Source organism: Microbacterium pasadenense (genome assembly GCF_047246565.1).
Classification (GTDB): domain Bacteria; phylum Actinomycetota; class Actinomycetes; order Actinomycetales; family Microbacteriaceae; genus Microbacterium.
This window is the reverse complement of the sequence record NZ_JBFOKN010000002.1, coordinates 743,621-763,169: the sequence shown is the minus strand read 5'-3', so window position 1 is coordinate 763,169 and position 19,549 is coordinate 743,621. Positions and strand designations below refer to the sequence as shown.

Genomic DNA, 19,549 nt, shown 5'->3' with positions numbered 1-19,549 from the left:
GGGCGGGGTCGTCCCGCTCCGTCCCCGCTCAGGAGATCGCGGCCAGGGCGCGGGTGAGGGCGGGGAGGACGTCCGAGGTGCCGGCCTCGATCTTGACGATCGCGCGGTTGTCGCCGCGCGTCTCGCCGCGGTTGACGATGACGATGGGCAGCCGGCGTCGGCGCGCGCGTTCGAGGAGCCGGATGCCGGAGTTCACGACGAGGGAGGATCCCGCGACCAGCAGGGCGGTGCTCGCGGTCACGAGCTGCTCGGCCTCGCGGAACTTCACGGCCGGGATGTACTCGCCGAAGAAGACCACGTCGGGCTTCAGGACCCCGTCGCAGACGGAGCAGGTGGGGACGATGAAGCGGTCGCCCGTGGTGGGCAGCACGTCGCCGTCGGGTCCGAGCTCCACGCTGTCGGGCACCGTGATCCACGGGTTCTCCCGGTCGATGCGGGCGCCCAGGTCGCGGCGGTCGAACACCTGCCCGCAGTGCAGGCAGGTGATGCGACGCATCGTGCCGTGCAGCTCGACGACCCGGCGGCTGCCGGCGCGCAGGTGCAGCCCGTCGACGTTCTGGGTGACGACACCTGTCGCGATGCCCGCGCTCTCCAGGTCGGCGAGGGCGCGGTGCCCCGCATTCGGCTGCGCGGAGGAGAAGGCGCGCCATCCCAGGTGGCTGCCGACCCAGTAGCGGCGACGGGAGGACTCGTCCGCGAGGAACTGCTGCGCGGTCATCGGGGTGCGGACCGGCGCGCCCTTGCCGCGATAGTCGGGGATGCCGGAATCGGTGGACAGTCCCGCGCCCGTCAGGACCGCGACGCGGTGACCGGCGAGCACGTTGATCGCGCGTCCCACCGCGGCCGTCGTGTCGGCGTCGAGATCCTCCAGCGTGCCCATTCCACCTCCCGGGCTCCCGAGCCTACGCCGTCCGCTTTTCGCAGAGGTTAACGGACCGCGTGACAGCATGGGGAGATGACGACCGTCGCGATCGAGGACCCGGCCGATCCGCGGCTGAACGACTACCGCGGCCTGACCGATACCGCGTTGCGGCGCGTGAGCGAGCCGGCGGGCGGCCTGTACATGGCGGAATCGGCGAAGGTCATCGCCCGGGCGATCGCCGCGGGACACCGCCCCCGGTCCGTGCTGGTGCAGGAGAAGTGGCTCGACGAGGCGCGCGGTCTCGTCGGCGACGCGCCGGTCTACGTCGTGTCGGATGCCGTCGCCGAGCAGCTGACCGGCTATGCCGTGCACCGGGGCGCGCTCGCCGCGATGCACCGGCCCGAGCTGGCCCGTCCCGAGGACGTGATCGCCGGGGCGCGCACGGTCGTGATCCTCGAGGACATCAGCGATCACACGAACATCGGCGCCGCCTTCCGCGCGGCGGCGGGGCTCGGTGCGGATGCCGTCCTCGTCACCCCGCGGTGCGCGGACCCGCTCTACCGCCGGAGCGTGCGGGTGAGCATGGGCACCGTGTTCCAGGTGCCCTGGACCCGGCTGCCCGAGTGGTCGCACGCGAAGCCGATGCTCGCGGGCGCCGGCATCCATCTCGCCGCGCTCGCGCTCGCCGACGACGCGGTCCCGCTGGACGTGTTCGCCTCTGACCGACCGGACCGGGTCGGCATCGTGCTGGGTGCCGAGGGCGACGGCCTGTCGCGACATGCGCTGGCCGCCGCCGACACCGTCGTCACGATCCCGATGACGGGCGGGGTGGACTCGCTCAACGTCGCGGCAGCGGCGTCCGTCGCGCTGTGGGCGCTGCGCTGAGGCCGGCGGGGACCGGTACGGCGCCGCACCGGGTGCCGCCCCGGGGGAGCGCTATCGTCGCGGTCTGTGCACCGACGATGGCACGGGTGCGGGGGAGGGACGCCTTCGATGGCACCGTCTCTTGGGTGGGGACGCTGTCGGACGCGCGCTGCTGCGCTGGGCGCGACGTCGGCGATCCGCGCTGTGTTGAGCCGCCCATCGGCGGCAGGACTCGACGCTCGGGCTGAGGCGCCGTCGCGGGTAGGGAGCTTGCGGTGAGCTCACCTTCGCCGGCGTGGCGCTGCGCCGACGCGTTCGCGGACGGAGAGATCACCTCGACGACGACCGCGCCGCCCGCGACCGGCGGGCGGATGCCCGGCGCAGCGCCGCACCGATCCTGCGTTTCTTGAGATGGCGAAGGCGCTGCGCAGACAGCCCACGCGGAGGTCCCTCGAGGGGCTGTGGATAACTGTCGGATCGGCCGGTTCGATGTCGGAGGCCCTCACCAGAATGGGGGTATGAACACCCCGTCCGAGCAGGTCCCGCGTGACGCGTATTCCGCGTCGCTGGCGAGGATCGTCGCGGACGTCGAGACCGTCGAACGGCAGATCGCCACGGGTCAGATCGCGCAGTTGCGGGTCCTCGCCCGAGCCGGTCAGCTCGCGGAGGAGCAGGCGGTCGGCAGTGGGTCTCGGGTGCGGGTGCACGACATGGCACTCCGGTCGATCGCAGCCGAAGTCGGCGGCATCATGCGCACCACCGACCGGACCGTGCAGCGCCGGATCGACGAGGCCCGCACCATCGTGGAGGGCTACCCGGCCGCGCTGGGCGCGTGGGAGGCGGCCCGGATCACCCGCGGGCACGTGCTGGTCATCGTGGACACCGGGGGCGTCGTCCCGGTCGAGCTGCGACCCGAGTTCGAAGCCGCCGCGATCAGCCGCTGCGAACAGGACACCCCGAACCGGGTGCGCGCGGAGCTTGAGATCCTCGCGCAACGGCTGCACCCCCGCTCTTTCACGGAACGGCACGAAGAAGCCGCCGCCAAGCGGTGTGTGAGGTTGATGCCGGGGCGGGACGGGATGTCGGACCTGATCGCGACACTGCCCACGGTGATCGCCGAAGGCATCCACGACCGGCTCACCCAGCAGGCCCGGGCGATCATCGACACCCGCACGGAACGGGCAGCGACAGCTGCCGACCGCCGCGCGACCGAACGGGTAGGAACCGGCGCTTTCGGGAACGGTGACGGTGCGACAGGCAGTGCACTCGGCGACGGCACGACGAACGCCGCGGACGCCGTGGACGTGGTGGCAACTGACAAGCGCCCGATCGACCAGGTCCGGGCCGACGTGTTCGCCGACCTGCTGCTCGCCGGGACACCCGCCCTCGACGACACGATCGACACCAGCGCGGGTCCGCTCGGCGCGATCCGCGCCCGCGTCCAGATCGTGCTGCCCGCCTCCTGCCTCGACGGCACCGGTCAGGCACCCGTGGACCTGATGGGACGATCACCCATCGACGCGGCAACCGCCCGCACGCTCGCCGGATCGGTGGGGATCTGGGAGCGGATGTTCACCGACCCCGTCACCGGCACCACCGTCGCCGTCGACTCGTACCGGGTTCCGCTGCCGATGCGCCGGTACCTGCAGGCGAGGGACCAGCACTGCCGGTTCCCCGGCTGCCGGGTGCCCGCGATCCGCTGCGAGATCGACCACACCCACGACCACGCCCTCGGCGGCAGAACCGAACTCCGAAACCTCGCCCACCTGTGTCAACGGCACCATTCCATGAAGCAGTTCACCGCCTGGCGGGTCCGACAACTCCAGGGTGGAGTCCTGGAATGGACCTCACCCGCCGGCAGGACCTACCGCGAAGACGCACCCACCCCGGCCGTCGCCTTCACACCTGCCACCGGACCCGACAACACCAACCGCACCAACCGCACCGACGCCCCACCCTTCTGACCCGGACACCACCGCCTCGACGGGCAACCTCACTCCGTCTAGGGCGCCGATCGATCGAGCAGCGCGCAGCTGTTCCGGCGGAGGCCACGCGCGCTACCGCACCGCGCACCGCCGACGGCGCAGGCCCTTCGCTGGGTGTGCACGCCGACGGCACGGCCGTTTCGTTGGTGCGCGCCCCGACGGCACGGCCGCTTCGCTGGTGGGCACCCCAACGGCGCCAGCGCCGCGCCGGGCGGCTCCTCAGTCGGCGTCGCCGTCCCGGCGCAGCGGGAGGGCATCGGGCCGCTTCGCCGTGATGGCGTCGCCGGAAGACTGATGGCGCAGCCGACGCAGCACCCAGGGCACGAAGTGCGCGCGGGCCCAGACGAGGTCGTTCGCCCGCGCGGCGCGCCAGGTTACCGGCGGGAGCGGGTCGGGCTGCAGCGGCAGCAGGTCGTTCGGGACGTTGAGGGCGCGCAGCACCATGCGGGCGACCTCGTGATGCCCCAGGGGATTGAGGTGCAGACGGTCGTCGTCGAAGAACCGCATGTCCTGCACCTCCTTGAGCGCCCACTGGTCCGCCACGACGCAGTCGTAGCGGTTCGCGATGCCGCGGATGTTCTCGTTGTAGATCGCGACCCGGCCGCGGATGCCGCGGAACACCGGAGTGAAGCGGGTGTCGATGCCGGTGAACACGACCACCGTCGCACCCTGCGAAGACAGCCTCGCCACGGCGTCCTCGAACAGCATCGCGACGGCGTCGGGGTCGCCGCCGGGACGGATCACGTCGTTGCCGCCGGCCGAGAACGTCACGAGGTCGGGCTTCAGGGCGACGGCGGGCTCGACCTGCGCGTCGACGATCTGCCGAATCAGCTTCCCGCGGACGGCGAGGTTCGCGTACGCGAAGTCGTCCACCTGGCTGGAGAGGACCTCGGCGACGCGGTCCGCCCAGCCGCGGTGGCCTCCGGGCCGCGACGGCGCGGGGTCGCCGATGCCCTCGGTGAACGAATCGCCGATCGCCACCATGCGGCGCCACGGGTGAACCGCGGGGTTGACTGCGTATGAGGTTCGAGCCTCTTCGGGCTCGGAGTCGTTCTCGCGCATGACACCTCCGCCTCGAGGCTACCCGGTCTCCTTTTCGCGTCTCGCTGTCGGGGGGAACGCCTATCGTGGATGCACGTGACAGAAGACGAGGCGACGCGAGAGCAGGAGGAGATGGCGGAGACCCAGTTCGGAAGTTTCGCCGCCGAGCACCTGTCGCCGGCCTTCCCGCAGCGTGCTCCCTGGGGCACCGCGCAGAGCCTGCGCGCCTGGCAGGCCGAAGCCCTCGAACAGTACTTCGCCTCCGATGGCCCCGACGGCATCGGCGGCGGCCCGCGCGACTTCCTCGCGGCCGCGACACCCGGTGCCGGCAAGACGACCTTCGCGCTCCGCCTCGCGAGCGAGCTGATGCGCCGGAACATCATCGATCGCATCATCGTGGTCGCTCCGACCGAGCATCTGAAGACGCAGTGGGCCGATGCTGCGGCCCGCGTCTCGATCCGCCTCGATCCCCGCTTCAGCAACAAGCACTACGCCCCGGCCCGGCACTATCACGGCGTCGCCGTCACCTACGCGCAGGTCGCGGTCAAGGCATCCGTCCACCAGCACCTGACCCTCGACTCGCGCGCGCTCGTCATCCTCGACGAGGTCCACCACGGCGGCGATGCGCTCAGCTGGGGTGACGCGCTCCGCGAGGCGTACGGCCGCGCGACGCGGCGACTGCTGCTGTCGGGGACCCCGTTCCGCAGCGACACCGCACCGATCCCGTTCGTCGAGTACCACCCCGACTCGAAGGGCATCCGTCTCTCGAGGACCGACTACAACTACGGCTATGGGCGCGCACTCGCGGACGGCGTCGTCCGCCCCGTCCTCTTCCACGTCTACGCCGGCCAGATGCGGTGGCGGACGAAGGCGGGGGACGAATACGAGGCCCACCTCGGCCAGGACAACACGAAGGACGTCAACGCGCAGGCGTGGCGGACCGCGCTCAACCCCGACGGCGAATGGATCTCGGCGGTGCTGCGGTCCGCGGACCGGCGCCTCACCGAGGTGCGTCAGGATGTCCCGGATGCCGGCGGCCTGGTCATCGCGACCGACCAGACGGCAGCGCGTGCGTACGCCGCGATCCTCCGCGACATCACGGGCGAGTACCCGGCGGTGGTGCTGTCCGACGACAAGGCGGCGTCTGGCCGCATCGAGACCTTCGGCCAGTCGACGACGCGCTGGATGGTCGCGGTGCGGATGGTGTCGGAGGGTGTCGACGTGCCCCGGCTGGCGGTCGGGGTGTACGCGACGAGCGCCTCGACGCCACTGTTCTTCGCCCAGGCGATCGGCCGTTTCGTCCGTGCGCGGCGCCGCGGCGAGGCGGCATCCGTCTTCCTCCCCAACGTGCCGCAGCTGCTCGCCCTCGCGAACGAGATGGAGCGCCAGCGAGACCATGCGCTGGACCGCGAGGGCGACGGCGAAGACGGCCTCGAGGACGCCCTGCTCGAAGAAGCCGAGCGCGAGGACAAGGCCTCGGACGCGCTGCTCGAGGAGGGCAGCTACCAGGCGCTCGGATCGGTCGCGCACTTCGACCGGGTGCTCTACGACGGCAAGGAGTTCGGTCAGCTCGCGGTGCCGGGAACGCTCGAGGAGGAGGAGTTCCTCGGCATTCCGGGACTGCTCGAGCCCGAGCACGTCCACGACCTGCTGATGCAGCGGCAGGCGCGGCAGGGCCGCCACCGGAAGGCCCGTGAGACGCACGAGGCGCAGCGGGCCGAGGCGACGGGTGAGCCCACGACGCTGCCGCCGGCGCTGCACCGCACGCTGCGGGAGCAGCGACAGCTGCTCAACAGCCTCGTCGGTCTCTACGCGAGGCAGAGCAACCAGCCCCATGGCGCCGTCCATGCGGAGCTGCGCCGCATCTGCGGCGGCCCCGAGGTGGCGCGGGCGACCGTCGCCCAGCTGCAGGCGCGCATCGACGTGCTTCGCCGTCGCGTCCACTCCTGATCCCCCGGTTCGGCGATCCGAAATTCTGACAATCGCCGACGTCGGCGGTCGTGGGTCGCCGCCGCTGGCTACCGTGGAGGGGACATGAGCGCGCAGATCCCCCCGGCTTCGACACCACCGACGGCGAAGGATCGCCGCCGCTGGGCCCGGTACCTCGTCGACGAGCGCGCCGAGGCGCGCGTGTACCGGGAGCTGGCGACCCGCAAGTCGGGCGAGGAGCGCGCCATCCTGGTCGACCTCGCCGAGGCGGAGGGTCGCCACGAGGCGCACTGGCTCGCACTGCTGGGCGGCGAGCCCGTCCGGCCGCCCCGCGCATCCACACGGACCCGGCTGCTCGGTGTCATGGCGCGGCGCTTCGGGTCGATCTTCGTCCTCGCGCTGGCACAGAACGCGGAGAACCGCTCGCCGTACGACGACGACCCGTATGCCACCGCGGCGATGCGCGCGGACGAGAAGATCCACGGCGAGGTGGTGCGCAGCCTCGCGGCGCGCGGCCGCATGCGCTTGTCGGGGAGCTTCCGCGCGGCGGTCTTCGGCGCCAACGACGGGCTGGTGTCGAACCTCGCCCTCGTGATGGGCATCGGTGCGACCGGTGTCGCCCCGCAGTTCGTCCTGTTCAGCGGGATCGCCGGCCTGCTCGCCGGCGCCCTGTCGATGGCGGCGGGGGAGTTCGTGTCGGTGCGCTCGCAGCGGGAGCTGGTGGAGGCGACCCACCCCAACAACGACACCGACCACGTCCTCCCGGACCTCGATCTCGACGCCAACGAACTCGCGCTCGTCTACCGGGCGCGCGGCATCGACGGCGACGAGGCGCTCGCTCGCGCCCGACGCGTCATCGCGACCGCGCAGGCCAGTGACCCCGCGATTCCCTATCGGCGTCCCGCCGAGCCGTCGGCCGACCTCGAATCGATCGGCTCCGCCGTGGGAGCTGCGGCATCAAGCTTCGGGTTCTTCGCTTCGGGCGCGCTCATCCCGGTGCTGCCCTGGATCCTCGGTCTCGAGGGTGTCACGGCCGTCGTGATGGCCCTCGTCCTGGTGGGGGCGGCGCTGCTCCTGACGGGTGCGACGGTGGGGCTCCTCTCCGGCGCCCCGCCGCTGCGACGGGGCCTGCGGCAGCTCGCGATCGGCTTCGGCGCCGCGGCGGTGACGTACGTCCTCGGCCTCGCCTTCGGCGTGTCGGTCGCATGAGCGGCGAGCCGACGCGCGCATGCCCGGCTCGATTTATCGTCCCGCTCGGATCGTGCTAACCTCGATCTTCGGTTGCGAAACCGGAAATACTCTGCGCGGGTGGCGGAATAGGTAGACGCGCTAGCTTGAGGTGCTAGTGCCCGAATAGGGCGTGGGGGTTCAAGTCCCCCCTCGCGCACAGAGGACAGAAGGCCCCGGCCGGGAAGAGATTCCCCGCCGGGGCCTTCTGCGTTCCGCCCGGCTGCCCGGGGGTAGCGTGGATCGCATGCCCGAACACGATGAGCTCCCCGAGGTCGCCCGCGTCGCGCGAGATCTCATCCGCTTCGACACCACGAACTACGGCGAAGGCCGCGCGAACGGCGAGCGCGACGCAGCGCAGTACGTCGGCCGCTACCTCGAGGCACTCGGTCTCACGCCCGAGTACTACGAGCCGATCCCCGGCCGCACGAACGTGTCGGCGCGCGTGCCGGGCCGTGATCCCGAGAAGCCGGCGCTGATCCTGCACGGACATCTCGACGTCGTCCCGGCGGTCGCCGCGGACTGGAGCGTCGATCCGTTCGAAGGCGTCGTCAAGGACGGCATGCTCTGGGGGCGCGGCGCCGTCGACATGAAGGACATGGACGCCATGATCCTCACATCCGTGGCCGAGCTCCTGCGCGCCGGCGAGCGACCCGAGCGCGAGCTGATCCTCGTGTTCTTCGCCGACGAGGAGAACGGCGGTGTCGAGGGATCCCAGCTCGTCGTGCGCGACCGGCCGGAGTGGTTCGCGGGGGCGACCGAGGCGATCAGCGAGGTCGGCGGCTACTCCATCGCGGTGGGCGACCGCCGCGCCTACCTGCTGCAGGTGGGGGAGAAGGCGCTCATCTGGATCCGCCTGCACGCGCGGGGGATCGCCGGGCACGGCAGCCGTCACCACCCCGAGAACGCGATCACCCGTCTCGCCGAGGCCGTGTCGGCGCTCGGGCGTACGGGCTGGCCGATCGAGCTGACGTCCACCACCCGGCAGCTGGTCGCCTCGCTGGCCGATCTGTCCGGCGGACTCGCGGACGATCCGGACACCGTCGCGGACGCGACCGGACCGGCATCCGCCTTCCTCCGCTCGACGTTCCGCACCACGACGAACCCGACCGGACTCACCGCCGGGTACAAGCACAATGTCATCCCGGATGCCGCCACCGCCGCGATCGACATCCGCACGCTGCCCGGGCACGAGGACGAGGTGCTCGCCGAGGTGCAGCGCATCGTCGGCGACGATGTCGAGATCGAGGTCGTGCACCGCGACATCGGACTGGAGGTCCCCTTCGCCGGTGACCTCGTCACCGCGATGGTCGACTCGCTGGCGAGACACGATCCGGGCGTCCCGGTGATCCCGTACCTTATGGGTGGAGGAACGGACAACAAGGCCCTCGCCGAGCTCGGCATCGCCGGTTTCGGATTCGCACCGCTGCGCCTCCCCGCCGACCTCGACTTCACGGGCATGTTCCACGGTGTCGACGAGCGCGTCCCGATCGACGCCCTCGTGTTCGGTCAGCGGGTCCTCACCGACCTCATCCGCACGTACTGAAAGGCGCCCATGCAGCTTCTCGAGGCGATCATCCTCGGCATCGTCCAGGGCCTGACCGAGTTCCTCCCGATCTCATCGAGCGCGCACCTGCGCATCGTGGGCGAGTTCCTGCCGTCGGCCGAGGACCCGGGGGCGACGTTCACCGCGATCACCCAGATCGGCACCGAGCTGGCGGTGCTCGTCTACTTCTGGGGACGGATCACGCGGATCATCGCGGCGTGGGCGAGATCGCTCACCGGCTCGGTGCCGCGCGACGACCCGGATGCGCGCATGGGATGGGTCGTCATCATCGGCACCATTCCGATCGGGGTGCTCGGGTTCCTCTTCCAGGACGTCATCCGGGACACCTTCCGCAACCTCTGGCTGGTGGCGACCGTCCTGATCGTCTTCGGCATCATCCTCGGGATCGCCGATGCGCTCGGTCGCCGCGTGCGCACCGAGAAGGACCTCACCATCGGCCATGGCCTGACGCTCGGCGTCGCGCAGTCGCTCGCGCTCATCCCGGGCGTGTCGCGCTCGGGTGCGACGACGACGGCGGGACTCGCGCTGGGGTACACGCGGCCCGCCGCCGCGGAGGTCGCCTTCCTCCTGGCCGTCCCGGCCGTGTTCGGCAGCGGCCTGTACGAGCTGCTCCAGGCGATCCGCGAGCCGGGCGCCGCCGTCTTCACCCTCGGTGAGACCGCCGTGGCGACCGTCGTCGCCTTCGGCATCGGATGGGCCGTCATCGCGTACCTGATGCGCTACCTCAAGAAGGGCAGCTTCCTGCCGTTCGTCATCTACCGCATCGTCCTCGGCGTCGTGCTGCTCGTCCTGCTCGGGACGGGCGTGCTGCAGGCCTACTGAACCTCCGCGGCGCGCGGGCTGCCCTCAGCGACGCGGATCGTGCCCCCCGCCGCGGGGTCCGTCGCCGCGGCGGCGCAGGTACTTCTCGAACTCCTGCGCGATCGCATCGCCGGACGCCTCGGGGGAGTCCCAGGTGTCGCGGGTGTGCTCGAGCTGGCGGATGTACTCCGTCATCTCCTCGTCGTCGGCGGCGGCCGCGTCGATCGACGCCTCCCAGGCGAGGGCGTCGGCCGGGAGCTCGCCGCGAGCGACCTTCGCTCCGGTGATCTCCTCGAGCTTGTCGAGGAGGGCCAGAGTCGCCTTCGGGGACGGTGTGTGCCCTGCGACGTAGTGCGGCACGCTCGCCCAGAGCGCGGCTGTCGGGATGCCCGCCTGCTCGGCGGTCGCCGCGAGGACCGACAGGATCCCGACGGGACCCTCATAGGTGGGGCGCTCGAGGTTCAGGTGCGTGCGGAGGTCGTCGTCGTCGGACCCCGCGAAGACCGAGATCGGTCGGGTGTGGGGCACGTCGCTCATCATCGATCCCAGGGCGACGATCCCGGTGATGTCCTCACGCAGCGCCGCGTCCACGAACTCCGCCGCGAACGCCTGCCAGGCGCGCGCCGGCTCGGGGCCGGTCAGCAGCCACAGCGACACGTCGTCGTCCGGGCGGGTGGGGCGCCACAGGGTCGCCTCCGGCCAGATCAGCGTGCGGGCGCCGTCGGCATCGAGCTTCATCTGCGGCCGCGTGTACTGGTAGTCGAAGTACAGCTCGGGATCCACGCCGAACGCCCGCTCAAAACGACCCGCGGCGCGCACCTGGGACGCCGCCGCCGTCGCCGCCTCGCCGGCATCGTTCCAGCCGTCGAAGGCGATCACGAGCACCCGCTGTCCCAGTCCCTGCACGGACATCCCCTCTTTCAGTTCCCCCCACGATACGCCGCCCGCCGTCGGGTGGGCAGGTGCCCCTCGCCTAGCATGGAGCCGTGACTTCCCCCCTTCCCGCCGCTGTCCTCTGGGACATGGACGGCACCCTCGTGGATACCGAGCCGTACTGGATGGCGGCCGAGACGCGCCTCGTCGAGCGATACGGCGGGGCCTGGACGCACGAGCAGGCGATCCAGCTCGTCGGCCTCGGCCTCGAGGATTCCGCCGTCGTCCTGCAGGCAGCGGGCGTCGAGATGACCCGGCCCGAGATCGTCGCGCACCTCACCGACGAGGTGATGCGGCAGCTGAAGGAGCAGGGCGTGCCCTTCCGTGCCGGCGCACAGGAGCTGCTGCGAAGCATTCGCGATGCGGGCATCCCGACCGCGCTCGTCACGATGTCGATGAGCCGCATGGCGCACGCGGTGGTCGAGCTGATCGACTTCCCGGCCTTCGACCTGGTCATCGGGGGCGACGACGTGGCGAGGCCGAAGCCCTTCCCCGACCCGTACCTGCAGGCCTGCGAGAAGCTCGGCGTGGCGGCCGGTGACGCCGTCGCACTCGAGGATTCTCCCAACGGCGCGCGGGCGGCGATCGCGTCGGGCGCCGTCACGATCGGCATCCCGAACGTGGTCGCCCTCGACGACGTCGGAGCCTTCGCACTGTGGCCGACCCTCGAGGGCCGGACCGCCGCCGACCTCGCCGGGGTGCTCGCCGAGGCGCGCGCGGAGGTGCGCGCGTGAGCGCCGACCTGCGGCCGAGCGGGCCGTTCCGCCTCGGCGACCGGGTGCAGCTGACCGGACCCAAGGGGCGCCTCCACACCGTGACCCTCCGCGAGGGCGGCGAACTCCACACCCACCACGGCGTGCTGCGTCATGAGAGCATCATCGGCCAGCCCGACGGCTCGGTGGTCGTCAACAGCGGCGGGCACGAGTACCTCGCGCTCCGGCCGCTGCTCCGCGACTTCGTGATGTCGATGCCGCGCGGGGCCGCGATCGTCTACCCGAAGGATGCCGCGCAGATCCTGGCATCCGCCGACATCTTCCCCGGCGCGACCGTGGTCGAAGCGGGTGTCGGCTCGGGCGCGCTGTCACTGTGGCTGCTGCGCGCGATCGGCGGGAGCGGTCGCCTGGTCTCCTTCGAGCGGCGTGAGGAGTTCTCGCAGGTCGCCGAGGCCAACGTCGAGACCTTCCTCGGCCACTACCCGGAGAACTGGAACGTCGTCGTCGGCGATCTCGCCGAGCAGCTGCCCGAGGTCGCCCCGGGCGGCTCGGTCGATCGCGTCGTCCTCGACATGCTCGCGCCGTGGGAGTGCATGGACGTCGTCGCCGAGGCCCTCACGCCCGGCGGCGTCGTCCTCTGCTACATCGCCACCGCGACCCAGCTGAGCCGCGTCGCGGAGTACATCCGCGGCACTGGTCTGTTCACCGAGCCGGAAGCCACCGAAACCATGATCCGCGGCTGGCATGTCGAAGGTCTGGCCGTTCGCCCCGACCATCGCATGGTCGCGCACACCGGATTCCTCATCACCGCGCGCCGGCTCGCGCCCGGAGCGGTCCCGCCCGACGTCCGCAAGCGCGCGCTGAAGAAGCCGAGCTACGCCGACGCGGACGTCGAGGCGTGGACGCCCGGCGCAGTGGGCGACCGTCAGATCACCGACAAGAACCTCCGCAAGCGCGTGCGCGACGCGCAGCGCGCCGTCGACGGCGCCCGGATGGCGGCGGAGGATCGTTCGGACGAGCCCGTAGACTGAACGAATGCGTCAGATCTCCGCTGCGGTGGCCGTGCTCGGCCTGTCCGCATTCGCTCTCGTCGGGTGCGCGGCATCCGGTTCCGCGTCCGCCGACCCCGGCTGCGACCGCGTCGTCTCGGACTCGTCCGCCCTGGACCTGATCGACGTCTCGGGTCCCGAGGGAGAGCCCGCGGCCACCACCACCGCGCCGGTCTACGTCGACGAGACGGTGTGGACGGACCTCGAGGTCGGGTCCGGCCCCGCCGTCACGACGCGCGCGCAGGACGTCCAGTTCACGACGACGATCCTGGGCGGCGCCACCGGTCAGACCCTCGTCACCTCGGGAACGCAGATCACGTCCGTCGAGACCTGGTCGCAGTACTACGAGGGCATCGCGAAGATGCTGCAGTGCGCGACGGAGGGCTCCCGCATCGTGGGCGCCGTCGCCGCCGAGGATCTCGCACCCGAGGCCGCGCAGAGCATGGGCCTCGGCGAGAACGACTCCGCCATCTTCGTCGTCGACCTGCAGAAGGTGTACCTGCCGGCGGCGAACGGGGCCCCGCAGTACGTCGAAGGGAGCGGCATCCCCAGCGTCGTGCTCGACACGGCGGGCCGGCCCGGGATCATCGTCCCCGAGGCTGAGGCGCCCGAGGATCTCATCGTCAAGACCCTGAAGAAGGGGGACGGCGAGGTCGTCGATTCCGACGCGACGGTGCGCGTGCACTACACCGGTGTCCTCTGGGAGACCGGCGAGGTGTTCGACTCATCCTGGGAGAAGGGCGCCAGCGCTGCGCTGAGCCTCGACGGCGTCGTTCCCGGTTTCGCCCAGGCGCTCGACGGCCAGACGGTCGGTTCGCAGGTGCTCGCGGTGATCCCGCCCGATCTCGGTTACGGCGACCAGGCGCAGGGCACCATCCCGGCCGGATCGACGCTCGTCTTCGTGATCGACATCCTCGGCATCGACGAGCCCGCCGCAGCCGCGCCGACTCCGTGACCCGCCGCGGGGGCACCACCCCCGCCGAAGCCTAGGATGGTCGCGTGGCCACCGACTCGACCCGCAGCGCGCCCGAGGAGCGTCTCGTCAACCTCGTCGTCGCGCTGCTCGCGACCGAGCAGGGGCTGACGAAGGACACGATCCTCACCTCGGTCGCGGGATATCGCGAGCAGGGCGCGGGCGGCGCATCGAAGGACGCGCTCGAGAAGATGTTCGAACGCGACAAGGAGAACCTGCGCGCGCTCGGCGTCCCGATCGAGACGATCGGCGATTTCGCCGACCCCGACGACCTGCGGGAGGCTCGGTACCGCGTGCCGACGTCCGAGTACGCGCTGCCCATCGACATCGACTTCACCCCCGCCGAGATCGCGGTCCTGAACCTCGCCAGCGGCGTCTGGGGGGAGTCGTCGATGTCCGCGCAGGCCAGGAGCGGGCTCCGGAAGATCCGAGCGCTCGGCATCGAGGTCGACGCGCCGATCATCGGGTACGCGCCGCGCATCAGCCTGCGCGAGCCGTCGTTCGCACCGCTGCAGCGCGCCATCGAGCAGGGCCGGGTCGTCGAGTTCGACTACGTCAAGGGCGGCTCGGATGTCGCCCATCGACGCCGCATCCAACCGCTCGCCCTCCTGGAGTACGAGGGGCGGTGGCACGTCTACGGGTTCGACGTGGGGCAGGACGCGGAGCGCACGTTCCTGCTCACCCGCATCAGCTCGGACGTCGTCGTCACGCGGACGCCCTTCGACCTCTCGCTGCGCGCGGGAGCGGGGGAGAAGGCCCTCTCGGGTCTCGAGGCACTCGCCTCGCGCCAGCGCGCCCTCATCGAGGTCGAGCCGGGCACCGAGGCAGCGCTGCGGCTGCACCGGCGCGGCATTCCGGCCGACCAGGGCGTCCTCGTCCCGTACGTCGACGGCCAGATCTTCGCCGACGAGCTCGCGTCGTACGGTCCTGAAGTGCGGGTGGTCGCGCCGGCGGAGCTCCGCGCCGCGGTGATCTCCCGTCTCGAGCGGGCCCGCGGTCTGCATGCGGAGGCCGTCGCATGAGCGCACGTCCACTGGTCGCGACCGACCGCGCCTCGCTGATCCTGCAGCTCGTGCCCTACCTCATCGGACACGGCGAGGTCTCGGTCGCCCAGGCCGCCGAGGAGTTCGACGTCACGCCCGAGCAGATGCGCGAGATGGTCGAGAAGCTCACCGTCATCGGCCTGCCCGGCGAGGGCGGCTTCTGGCAGATGGCGAACGACCTCTTCGACATCGACTGGGACCTGCTGGACGAGCAGGACCGCATCGTCATCACCAACGCCGTCGGCCTGGAGCGCACGCCCCGGCTGACCGCGCGGGAGGCAGCCGCCCTGCTGGCCGGTCTGCAGCTCGCCGCGAGCCTGCCGGGCGTCGGCGACAGCGGCGTGGTGCAGGGGCTCCTCGCCAAGCTCGCGCGCGGCGCGTCGAGCACTCCCGCCGACCTCATCGTCGCGCCCACCGCGGTGGACGACGTCCGGACGACCGTGGCCGAGGCGCTCCGCCGCGGCGTCGCCGTCTCGTTCACCTATCAGGCGCCGGATGCCACGCCCACCACGCGCACGGTCGACCCCGTGAAGGTGCACATCGCGGACGGCCAGTGGTATCTCCAGGGATGGTGTCACCTGCGGACGGCGATGCGCACCTTCCACCTCGACCGGGTGTCCGATGTCGCGCTCACCGCGATCCCGAGCTCCCACGGCGGCGATTCGGTGCCGGACCTGTTCGAGCCGACGGAGTCGGATGCGATCGTCGAGGTCCGCTGCCGAGCCGATGTGCTCCCGCTGCTCGGCGAGTACGTCGACCGCACCTCCGTCGCGGGCACCGGCGCCTATCGCACGGCGCGCCTCCGCGTCGCGGACGAGCGCAGCCTCAAGCGCGTCGCGGCACGTCTGGGCGGCGACGTCGAGATCATCGGTCCCGTCGGCGCCCGGCAGGCGGCCGCGGCATGGGCGGACGCGGGGCTCGCGCAGTACCGCTGAGCCGGCAGCCGTCGGCGGCCGTTAGACTGGGGCCACATCGACCCGAGGAGCTCTTCATGGCCGGCTTGCAAGGATGGCACCTGATCATCGTCCTGGTGGTGATCCTGCTTCTGTTCGGGGCTGCCAAGCTCCCCGCGCTGGCCAAGAGCGTCGGCCAGTCGGCACGAGTCTTCAAGGGCGAGATGAAGGCGATGAAGGAAGAGGATGCGCCCGCGGCGTCCGAGCCGCCCGCATCCACCCCGACGCCCGAGAACCCATCCGCCGCGTCGTCCGTCCCGCTGACGCCTCCGCCGGCCACCGGCTCGAGCACGCCGCAGCGCCCCACCTCCTGACGGGGCCTTGGCGACGACACACCCCGCAGTGACCGGCGGGGACGTCCCGTACCGCGACAAGCGCATGTCGCTGGGCGATCACCTGCGTGAGTTCCGCAGGCGGCTGCTCATCGCGGCGGCCGCACTCGTCGTCGGCATGGTCGCCGCCTTCTTCTTCGCCGAGCGGATCATCTGGGCCATCACCGAGCCGATCCGGATCGTCGCCGAGCGGCGAGGCGACGGCGCCGACGTGGGCCTGATGTTCGACACCGTCACGTCCGGCTTCGACCTGCAGATCCGGATCGCGTTCGCCGTCGGCCTCATGGTGTCGGCACCGGTGTGGCTCTGGCAGATCTGGGCCTTCCTCATGCCCGGGCTCACCCGGAAAGAGGTCCGGTACACGATCGGCTTCGTCGCCGCCGCGGTTCCGCTGTTCTTCGCGGGGGCTTACTTCGGCTGGCTGGTCATGCCGCACCTCGTCGAACTGATGGCAGGGTTCACGCCGGAGGGCGCGGCCAACTGGTACCAGGCGAAGTACTACTACGACTTCGTCCTCAAGCTCCTCCTCGTCGTGGGCGTCTCGTTCGTCACCCCGGTCTTCCTCGTCGCCCTCAACCTCGCCGGTGTGATGACCGGACGGGAGATCATGAAGGGCTGGCGCATCGCGATCGTCATCGCCACCGTCTTCGCCGGCGCCGCGACTCCCGCCGCCGACATCGTGAGCATGCTCGTCCTGGCGGCGATCCTGACGGTTCTTTTCTTCGCCGCGGCGGGACTCTCGATGCTCTTCGACCGCCGTCGCCGCAAGCGCGACGCGGCCCTCCTCGGAGCGCCCGCATGAGCGATCCCGCGTCGCGGTACGCCGCCGCCGAGGCCGAACGCCGGCACCCCGTCTCGGCATCCTTCGCCTCGTTGCAGAAGTTCGACCTCGACCCGTTCCAGATCGCGGGATGCCACGCGCTGGAAGAGGGCCGGAGCGTCCTCGTCGCCGCCCCCACCGGTGCGGGGAAGACGATCGTCGGCGAGTTCGCGGTCCACCTGGCGATGCGCGAACCCGGCGACAAGGCGTTCTACACGACGCCCATGAAGGCCCTGTCCAACCAGAAGTTCCGCGAGCTGCAGGACGTGTACGGCGAGGGCGAGGTGGGTCTGCTCACCGGCGACACCAACATCAACGGCAATGCGCGCGTCGTGGTGATGACCACCGAAGTGCTCCGGAACATGCTCTACGCGAATTCGCCCGCCCTCCGTGGCCTGCGGTACGTCGTCATGGACGAGGTGCACTACCTCGCGGACCGCTTCCGCGGCCCGGTGTGGGAAGAGGTCATCATCCACCTCCCGCAGACCGTGCGGCTCGTCTCACTGTCCGCCACGGTCTCGAACGCCGAGGAGTTCGGCGACTGGCTCGACACCGTGCGCGGCGACACCGCCGTCATCGTCTCCGAGACGCGGCCGGTCCCGCTCGAGCAGCATGTGCTCGTCCGCGGCGATCTGCTGCCGCTGTTCGACGATCGCGCGGGAGTCGCCACCGCTCAGGTCAACCAGGAGCTCACCCGCATCCGGTCCCCGAAGGGCGCCACGTTCGAGAACAACCGGCGCGCGTCCGAGTACCGCAGTCGCGACGATCGCGAGGCGCGGCGCCCGCACCGCGGCGGAAGGCGCCCGGTCCGCCCCTCGAACGCGCAGCGCATCGAGCGGATCGACCGCCCGCAGGTGGTCAAGCTGCTGGGACAGGCGAACCTGCTCCCGGCGATCTTCTTCATCTTCAGCCGCGCCGGCTGCGACGCCGCGGTCCAGCAGGTCCGGCGCTCGCATGTGAAGCTGACCACGCCTGCCGAGCGGGACGAGATCAGGGACATCATCGACGACCGGCTCGCGCCGCTGCAGGACGAGGACCTCGCCGTCCTCGGGTACTGGGAGTGGCGCGACAACCTCGAGCGCGGCGTCGCCTCCCATCACGCCGGCCTGCTGCCGGCGTTCAAGGAGGTCGTCGAGGAGCTCTTCCAGCGCAAGCTCGTCAAGGTCGTCTTCGCGACGGAGACCCTCGCGCTGGGCATCAACATGCCCGCGCGCACCGTCGTGCTCGAGAAGCTCGAGAAGTTCAACGGCGAAGCCCGTGTCGCGATCACGTCGGGGGAGTACACCCAGCTGACCGGCCGCGCCGGCCGCCGCGGCATCGACGTCGAGGGGCATGCCGTCGTGCAGTGGACCGAGGGACTCGATCCGCAAGCCGTCGCCGCGCTCGCCTCGCGTCGCACCTACCCGCTCAACTCCAGCTTCCGGCCCACCTACAACATGGCCGTGAACCTGATCGACCAGTTCGGCCGAGAGCGTGCGCGAGAGATCCTCGAATCGTCCTTCGCGCAGTTCCAGGCCGATCGGGCCGTCGTCGGGCTCGCGCGTCAGGTGAAGGATGCCGAGGCGTCCCTCGCCGGGTACGAGACGTCGATGACCTGCGACCGCGGCGACTTCACCGAGTACTCCGGCATCCGGCGCGATCTCAGCGACCTCGAGAAGCTGAACCGCGCCGACAGGACGGCACCGAGTCGGATCCGCGCGCAGCGGCAGAAGGACCTGCAATCGCTGCGACGGCGGATGCAGCGGCATCCGTGTCACACCTGTCCGGACCGCGAGGCGCACGCGCGCTGGGCGGAGCGGTACTGGAAGCTGCGTCGACGCACCGACAAGCTGAGGCGCGATATCGAGACGCGCACCGGCACGGTCGCGCGCATCTTCGACCGCATCATCGATGTGCTGACGCAGCTCGACTACGTGACGTTCGAGGCGGGCACCGCCGCACTGACGGATGCCGGGCGCACGATGCGCCGCATCTACGGCGAGCGCGACCTGCTCGTCGCCGAATCGCTGCGGCGCGGGCTGTGGCGGGACCTCGACCCGGCGTCCCTCGCCGCCCTCGCATCATGCCTGGTCTACGAGCCGCGGCGCGACGAGTCCGGCGAGTACGGTCTGCCGCGGGGGCCGTTCCGCGAGGCGCTCGTCCGCACCCAGGACCTCTGGGCGCGTCTCGACGACCTCGAACAGGACAATCGGCTGCCCGGCAGTGAGCCGCTCGCGACCGGTCTGGCGCGTGCCATGAACTCGTGGGCCCGCGGTGCGACACTCGACCGGGTGCTGGAGGAGGCCGACCTGGCGGCCGGCGACTTCGTGCGATGGACGAAGCAGACGATCGATCTGCTCGACCAGCTGTCGATGGTCGCCGACGCCGACGTCGCGGTCGCCGCGCGCCGGGCCCTGGACGCTGTCCGACGCGGCATCGTCGCCTACGCCTCGGTCTGACCGGGCGGCCGGCCGCGTC

General features: G+C 71.1%; 17 protein-coding genes and 1 tRNA gene. 15 read left to right on the top strand and 3 right to left on the bottom strand.

What is annotated here, in order from left to right; translation table 11 throughout:
• Window positions 1-28: 28 nt before the first annotated feature.
• Window positions 29-880 (bottom strand): Sir2 family NAD-dependent protein deacetylase, encoded by an 852-nt coding sequence (locus tag AB3M83_RS09825; protein WP_412947552.1) that lies wholly within the window; start codon window positions 878-880, stop codon window positions 29-31.
• Between the two features lie 75 nt (window positions 881-955).
• Here AB3M83_RS09825 and AB3M83_RS09820 point away from each other — a divergent pair, with 75 nt between their 5' ends.
• Entirely contained in the window at window positions 956-1,747 is a 792-nt protein-coding gene (locus AB3M83_RS09820) for a TrmH family RNA methyltransferase (RefSeq protein ID WP_412947549.1), read from the top strand.
• A gap of 497 nt (window positions 1,748-2,244) precedes the next feature.
• Window positions 2,245-3,690 (top strand): HNH endonuclease signature motif containing protein, encoded by a 1,446-nt coding sequence (locus tag AB3M83_RS09815; RefSeq protein ID WP_412947546.1) that lies wholly within the window; start codon window positions 2,245-2,247, stop codon window positions 3,688-3,690.
• A gap of 240 nt (window positions 3,691-3,930) precedes the next feature.
• Here the strand turns inward: AB3M83_RS09815 and AB3M83_RS09810 are convergent, their stop codons facing one another.
• Entirely contained in the window at window positions 3,931-4,773 is an 843-nt protein-coding gene (locus tag AB3M83_RS09810) for an SGNH/GDSL hydrolase family protein (RefSeq protein ID WP_412947544.1), read from the bottom strand.
• Window positions 4,774-4,884: 111 nt separating this feature from the next.
• On the opposite strand from AB3M83_RS09810, the gene AB3M83_RS09805 reads away from it, so the two are divergent.
• The 5 genes from AB3M83_RS09805 to AB3M83_RS09785 all read left to right on the top strand — a co-directional run bounded on the left by AB3M83_RS09805 (window position 4,885) and on the right by AB3M83_RS09785 (window position 10,297).
• A complete protein-coding gene (locus AB3M83_RS09805; protein WP_412947869.1) occupies window positions 4,885-6,702 on the top strand; it encodes a DEAD/DEAH box helicase in 1,818 nt (605 codons plus the stop codon).
• Between the two features lie 84 nt (window positions 6,703-6,786).
• Window positions 6,787-7,890, top strand: coding sequence for a VIT1/CCC1 transporter family protein (locus AB3M83_RS09800; RefSeq protein WP_412947542.1), 1,104 nt, complete (start codon window positions 6,787-6,789; stop codon window positions 7,888-7,890).
• A gap of 93 nt (window positions 7,891-7,983) precedes the next feature.
• A tRNA-Leu gene (locus AB3M83_RS09795) sits at window positions 7,984-8,068 on the top strand.
• A gap of 87 nt (window positions 8,069-8,155) precedes the next feature.
• Window positions 8,156-9,454 carry a M20/M25/M40 family metallo-hydrolase gene (locus AB3M83_RS09790; RefSeq protein ID WP_412947539.1) on the top strand — a complete coding sequence of 433 codons (1,299 nt, stop codon included), beginning with the start codon at window positions 8,156-8,158 and terminating at the stop codon, window positions 9,452-9,454.
• A gap of 9 nt (window positions 9,455-9,463) precedes the next feature.
• Complete coding sequence (locus tag AB3M83_RS09785; protein WP_412947537.1) at window positions 9,464-10,297, top strand: undecaprenyl-diphosphate phosphatase; 834 nt, start codon at window positions 9,464-9,466, stop codon at window positions 10,295-10,297.
• 24 nt (window positions 10,298-10,321) lie between these two features.
• Here the strand turns inward: AB3M83_RS09785 and AB3M83_RS09780 are convergent, their stop codons facing one another.
• Window positions 10,322-11,182: a PAC2 family protein gene (locus tag AB3M83_RS09780; RefSeq protein WP_412947535.1), complete on the bottom strand. Its 861-nt coding sequence runs from the start codon at window positions 11,180-11,182 to the stop codon at window positions 10,322-10,324.
• An 80-nt stretch (window positions 11,183-11,262) separates the two neighbouring features.
• Between AB3M83_RS09780 and AB3M83_RS09775 the strand changes: the two genes are divergently transcribed.
• The 8 genes from AB3M83_RS09775 (at window position 11,263) to AB3M83_RS09740 (ending at window position 19,530) form a co-directional block, all read left to right on the top strand.
• On the top strand, window positions 11,263-11,943 hold the full coding sequence (locus AB3M83_RS09775) for an HAD family hydrolase (RefSeq protein ID WP_412947533.1): 681 nt from the start codon (window positions 11,263-11,265) through the stop codon (window positions 11,941-11,943).
• The gene (locus AB3M83_RS09770) at window positions 11,940-12,953 is read left to right on the top strand and encodes a tRNA (adenine-N1)-methyltransferase (RefSeq protein ID WP_412947531.1); all 1,014 of its coding nucleotides are present in this window, start codon (window positions 11,940-11,942) and stop codon (window positions 12,951-12,953) included. Before AB3M83_RS09775 ends, AB3M83_RS09770 begins: the two co-directional genes overlap by 4 nt.
• Before the next feature lie 4 nt (window positions 12,954-12,957).
• Window positions 12,958-13,926, top strand: a complete 969-nt coding sequence (locus tag AB3M83_RS09765; protein WP_412947528.1) for an FKBP-type peptidyl-prolyl cis-trans isomerase — start codon at window positions 12,958-12,960, stop codon at window positions 13,924-13,926.
• Window positions 13,927-13,970: 44 nt separating this feature from the next.
• Window positions 13,971-14,966, top strand: coding sequence for a helix-turn-helix transcriptional regulator (locus tag AB3M83_RS09760; RefSeq protein ID WP_412947526.1), 996 nt, complete (start codon window positions 13,971-13,973; stop codon window positions 14,964-14,966).
• A complete protein-coding gene (locus AB3M83_RS09755; RefSeq protein WP_412947523.1) occupies window positions 14,963-15,922 on the top strand; it encodes a helix-turn-helix transcriptional regulator in 960 nt (319 codons plus the stop codon). The genes AB3M83_RS09760 and AB3M83_RS09755 overlap by 4 nt, the downstream gene beginning before the upstream one ends.
• Before the next feature lie 56 nt (window positions 15,923-15,978).
• Window positions 15,979-16,254 carry a Sec-independent protein translocase subunit TatA gene (gene tatA, locus AB3M83_RS09750; RefSeq protein WP_412947521.1) on the top strand — a complete coding sequence of 92 codons (276 nt, stop codon included), beginning with the start codon at window positions 15,979-15,981 and terminating at the stop codon, window positions 16,252-16,254.
• A 64-nt stretch (window positions 16,255-16,318) separates the two neighbouring features.
• On the top strand, window positions 16,319-17,074 hold the full coding sequence (gene tatC / locus AB3M83_RS09745; RefSeq protein WP_412947867.1) for a twin-arginine translocase subunit TatC: 756 nt from the start codon (window positions 16,319-16,321) through the stop codon (window positions 17,072-17,074).
• Window positions 17,071-19,530 (top strand): DEAD/DEAH box helicase, encoded by a 2,460-nt coding sequence (locus tag AB3M83_RS09740; RefSeq protein WP_412947520.1) that lies wholly within the window; start codon window positions 17,071-17,073, stop codon window positions 19,528-19,530. Before tatC ends, AB3M83_RS09740 begins: the two co-directional genes overlap by 4 nt.
• Window positions 19,531-19,549 lie beyond the last annotated feature (19 nt).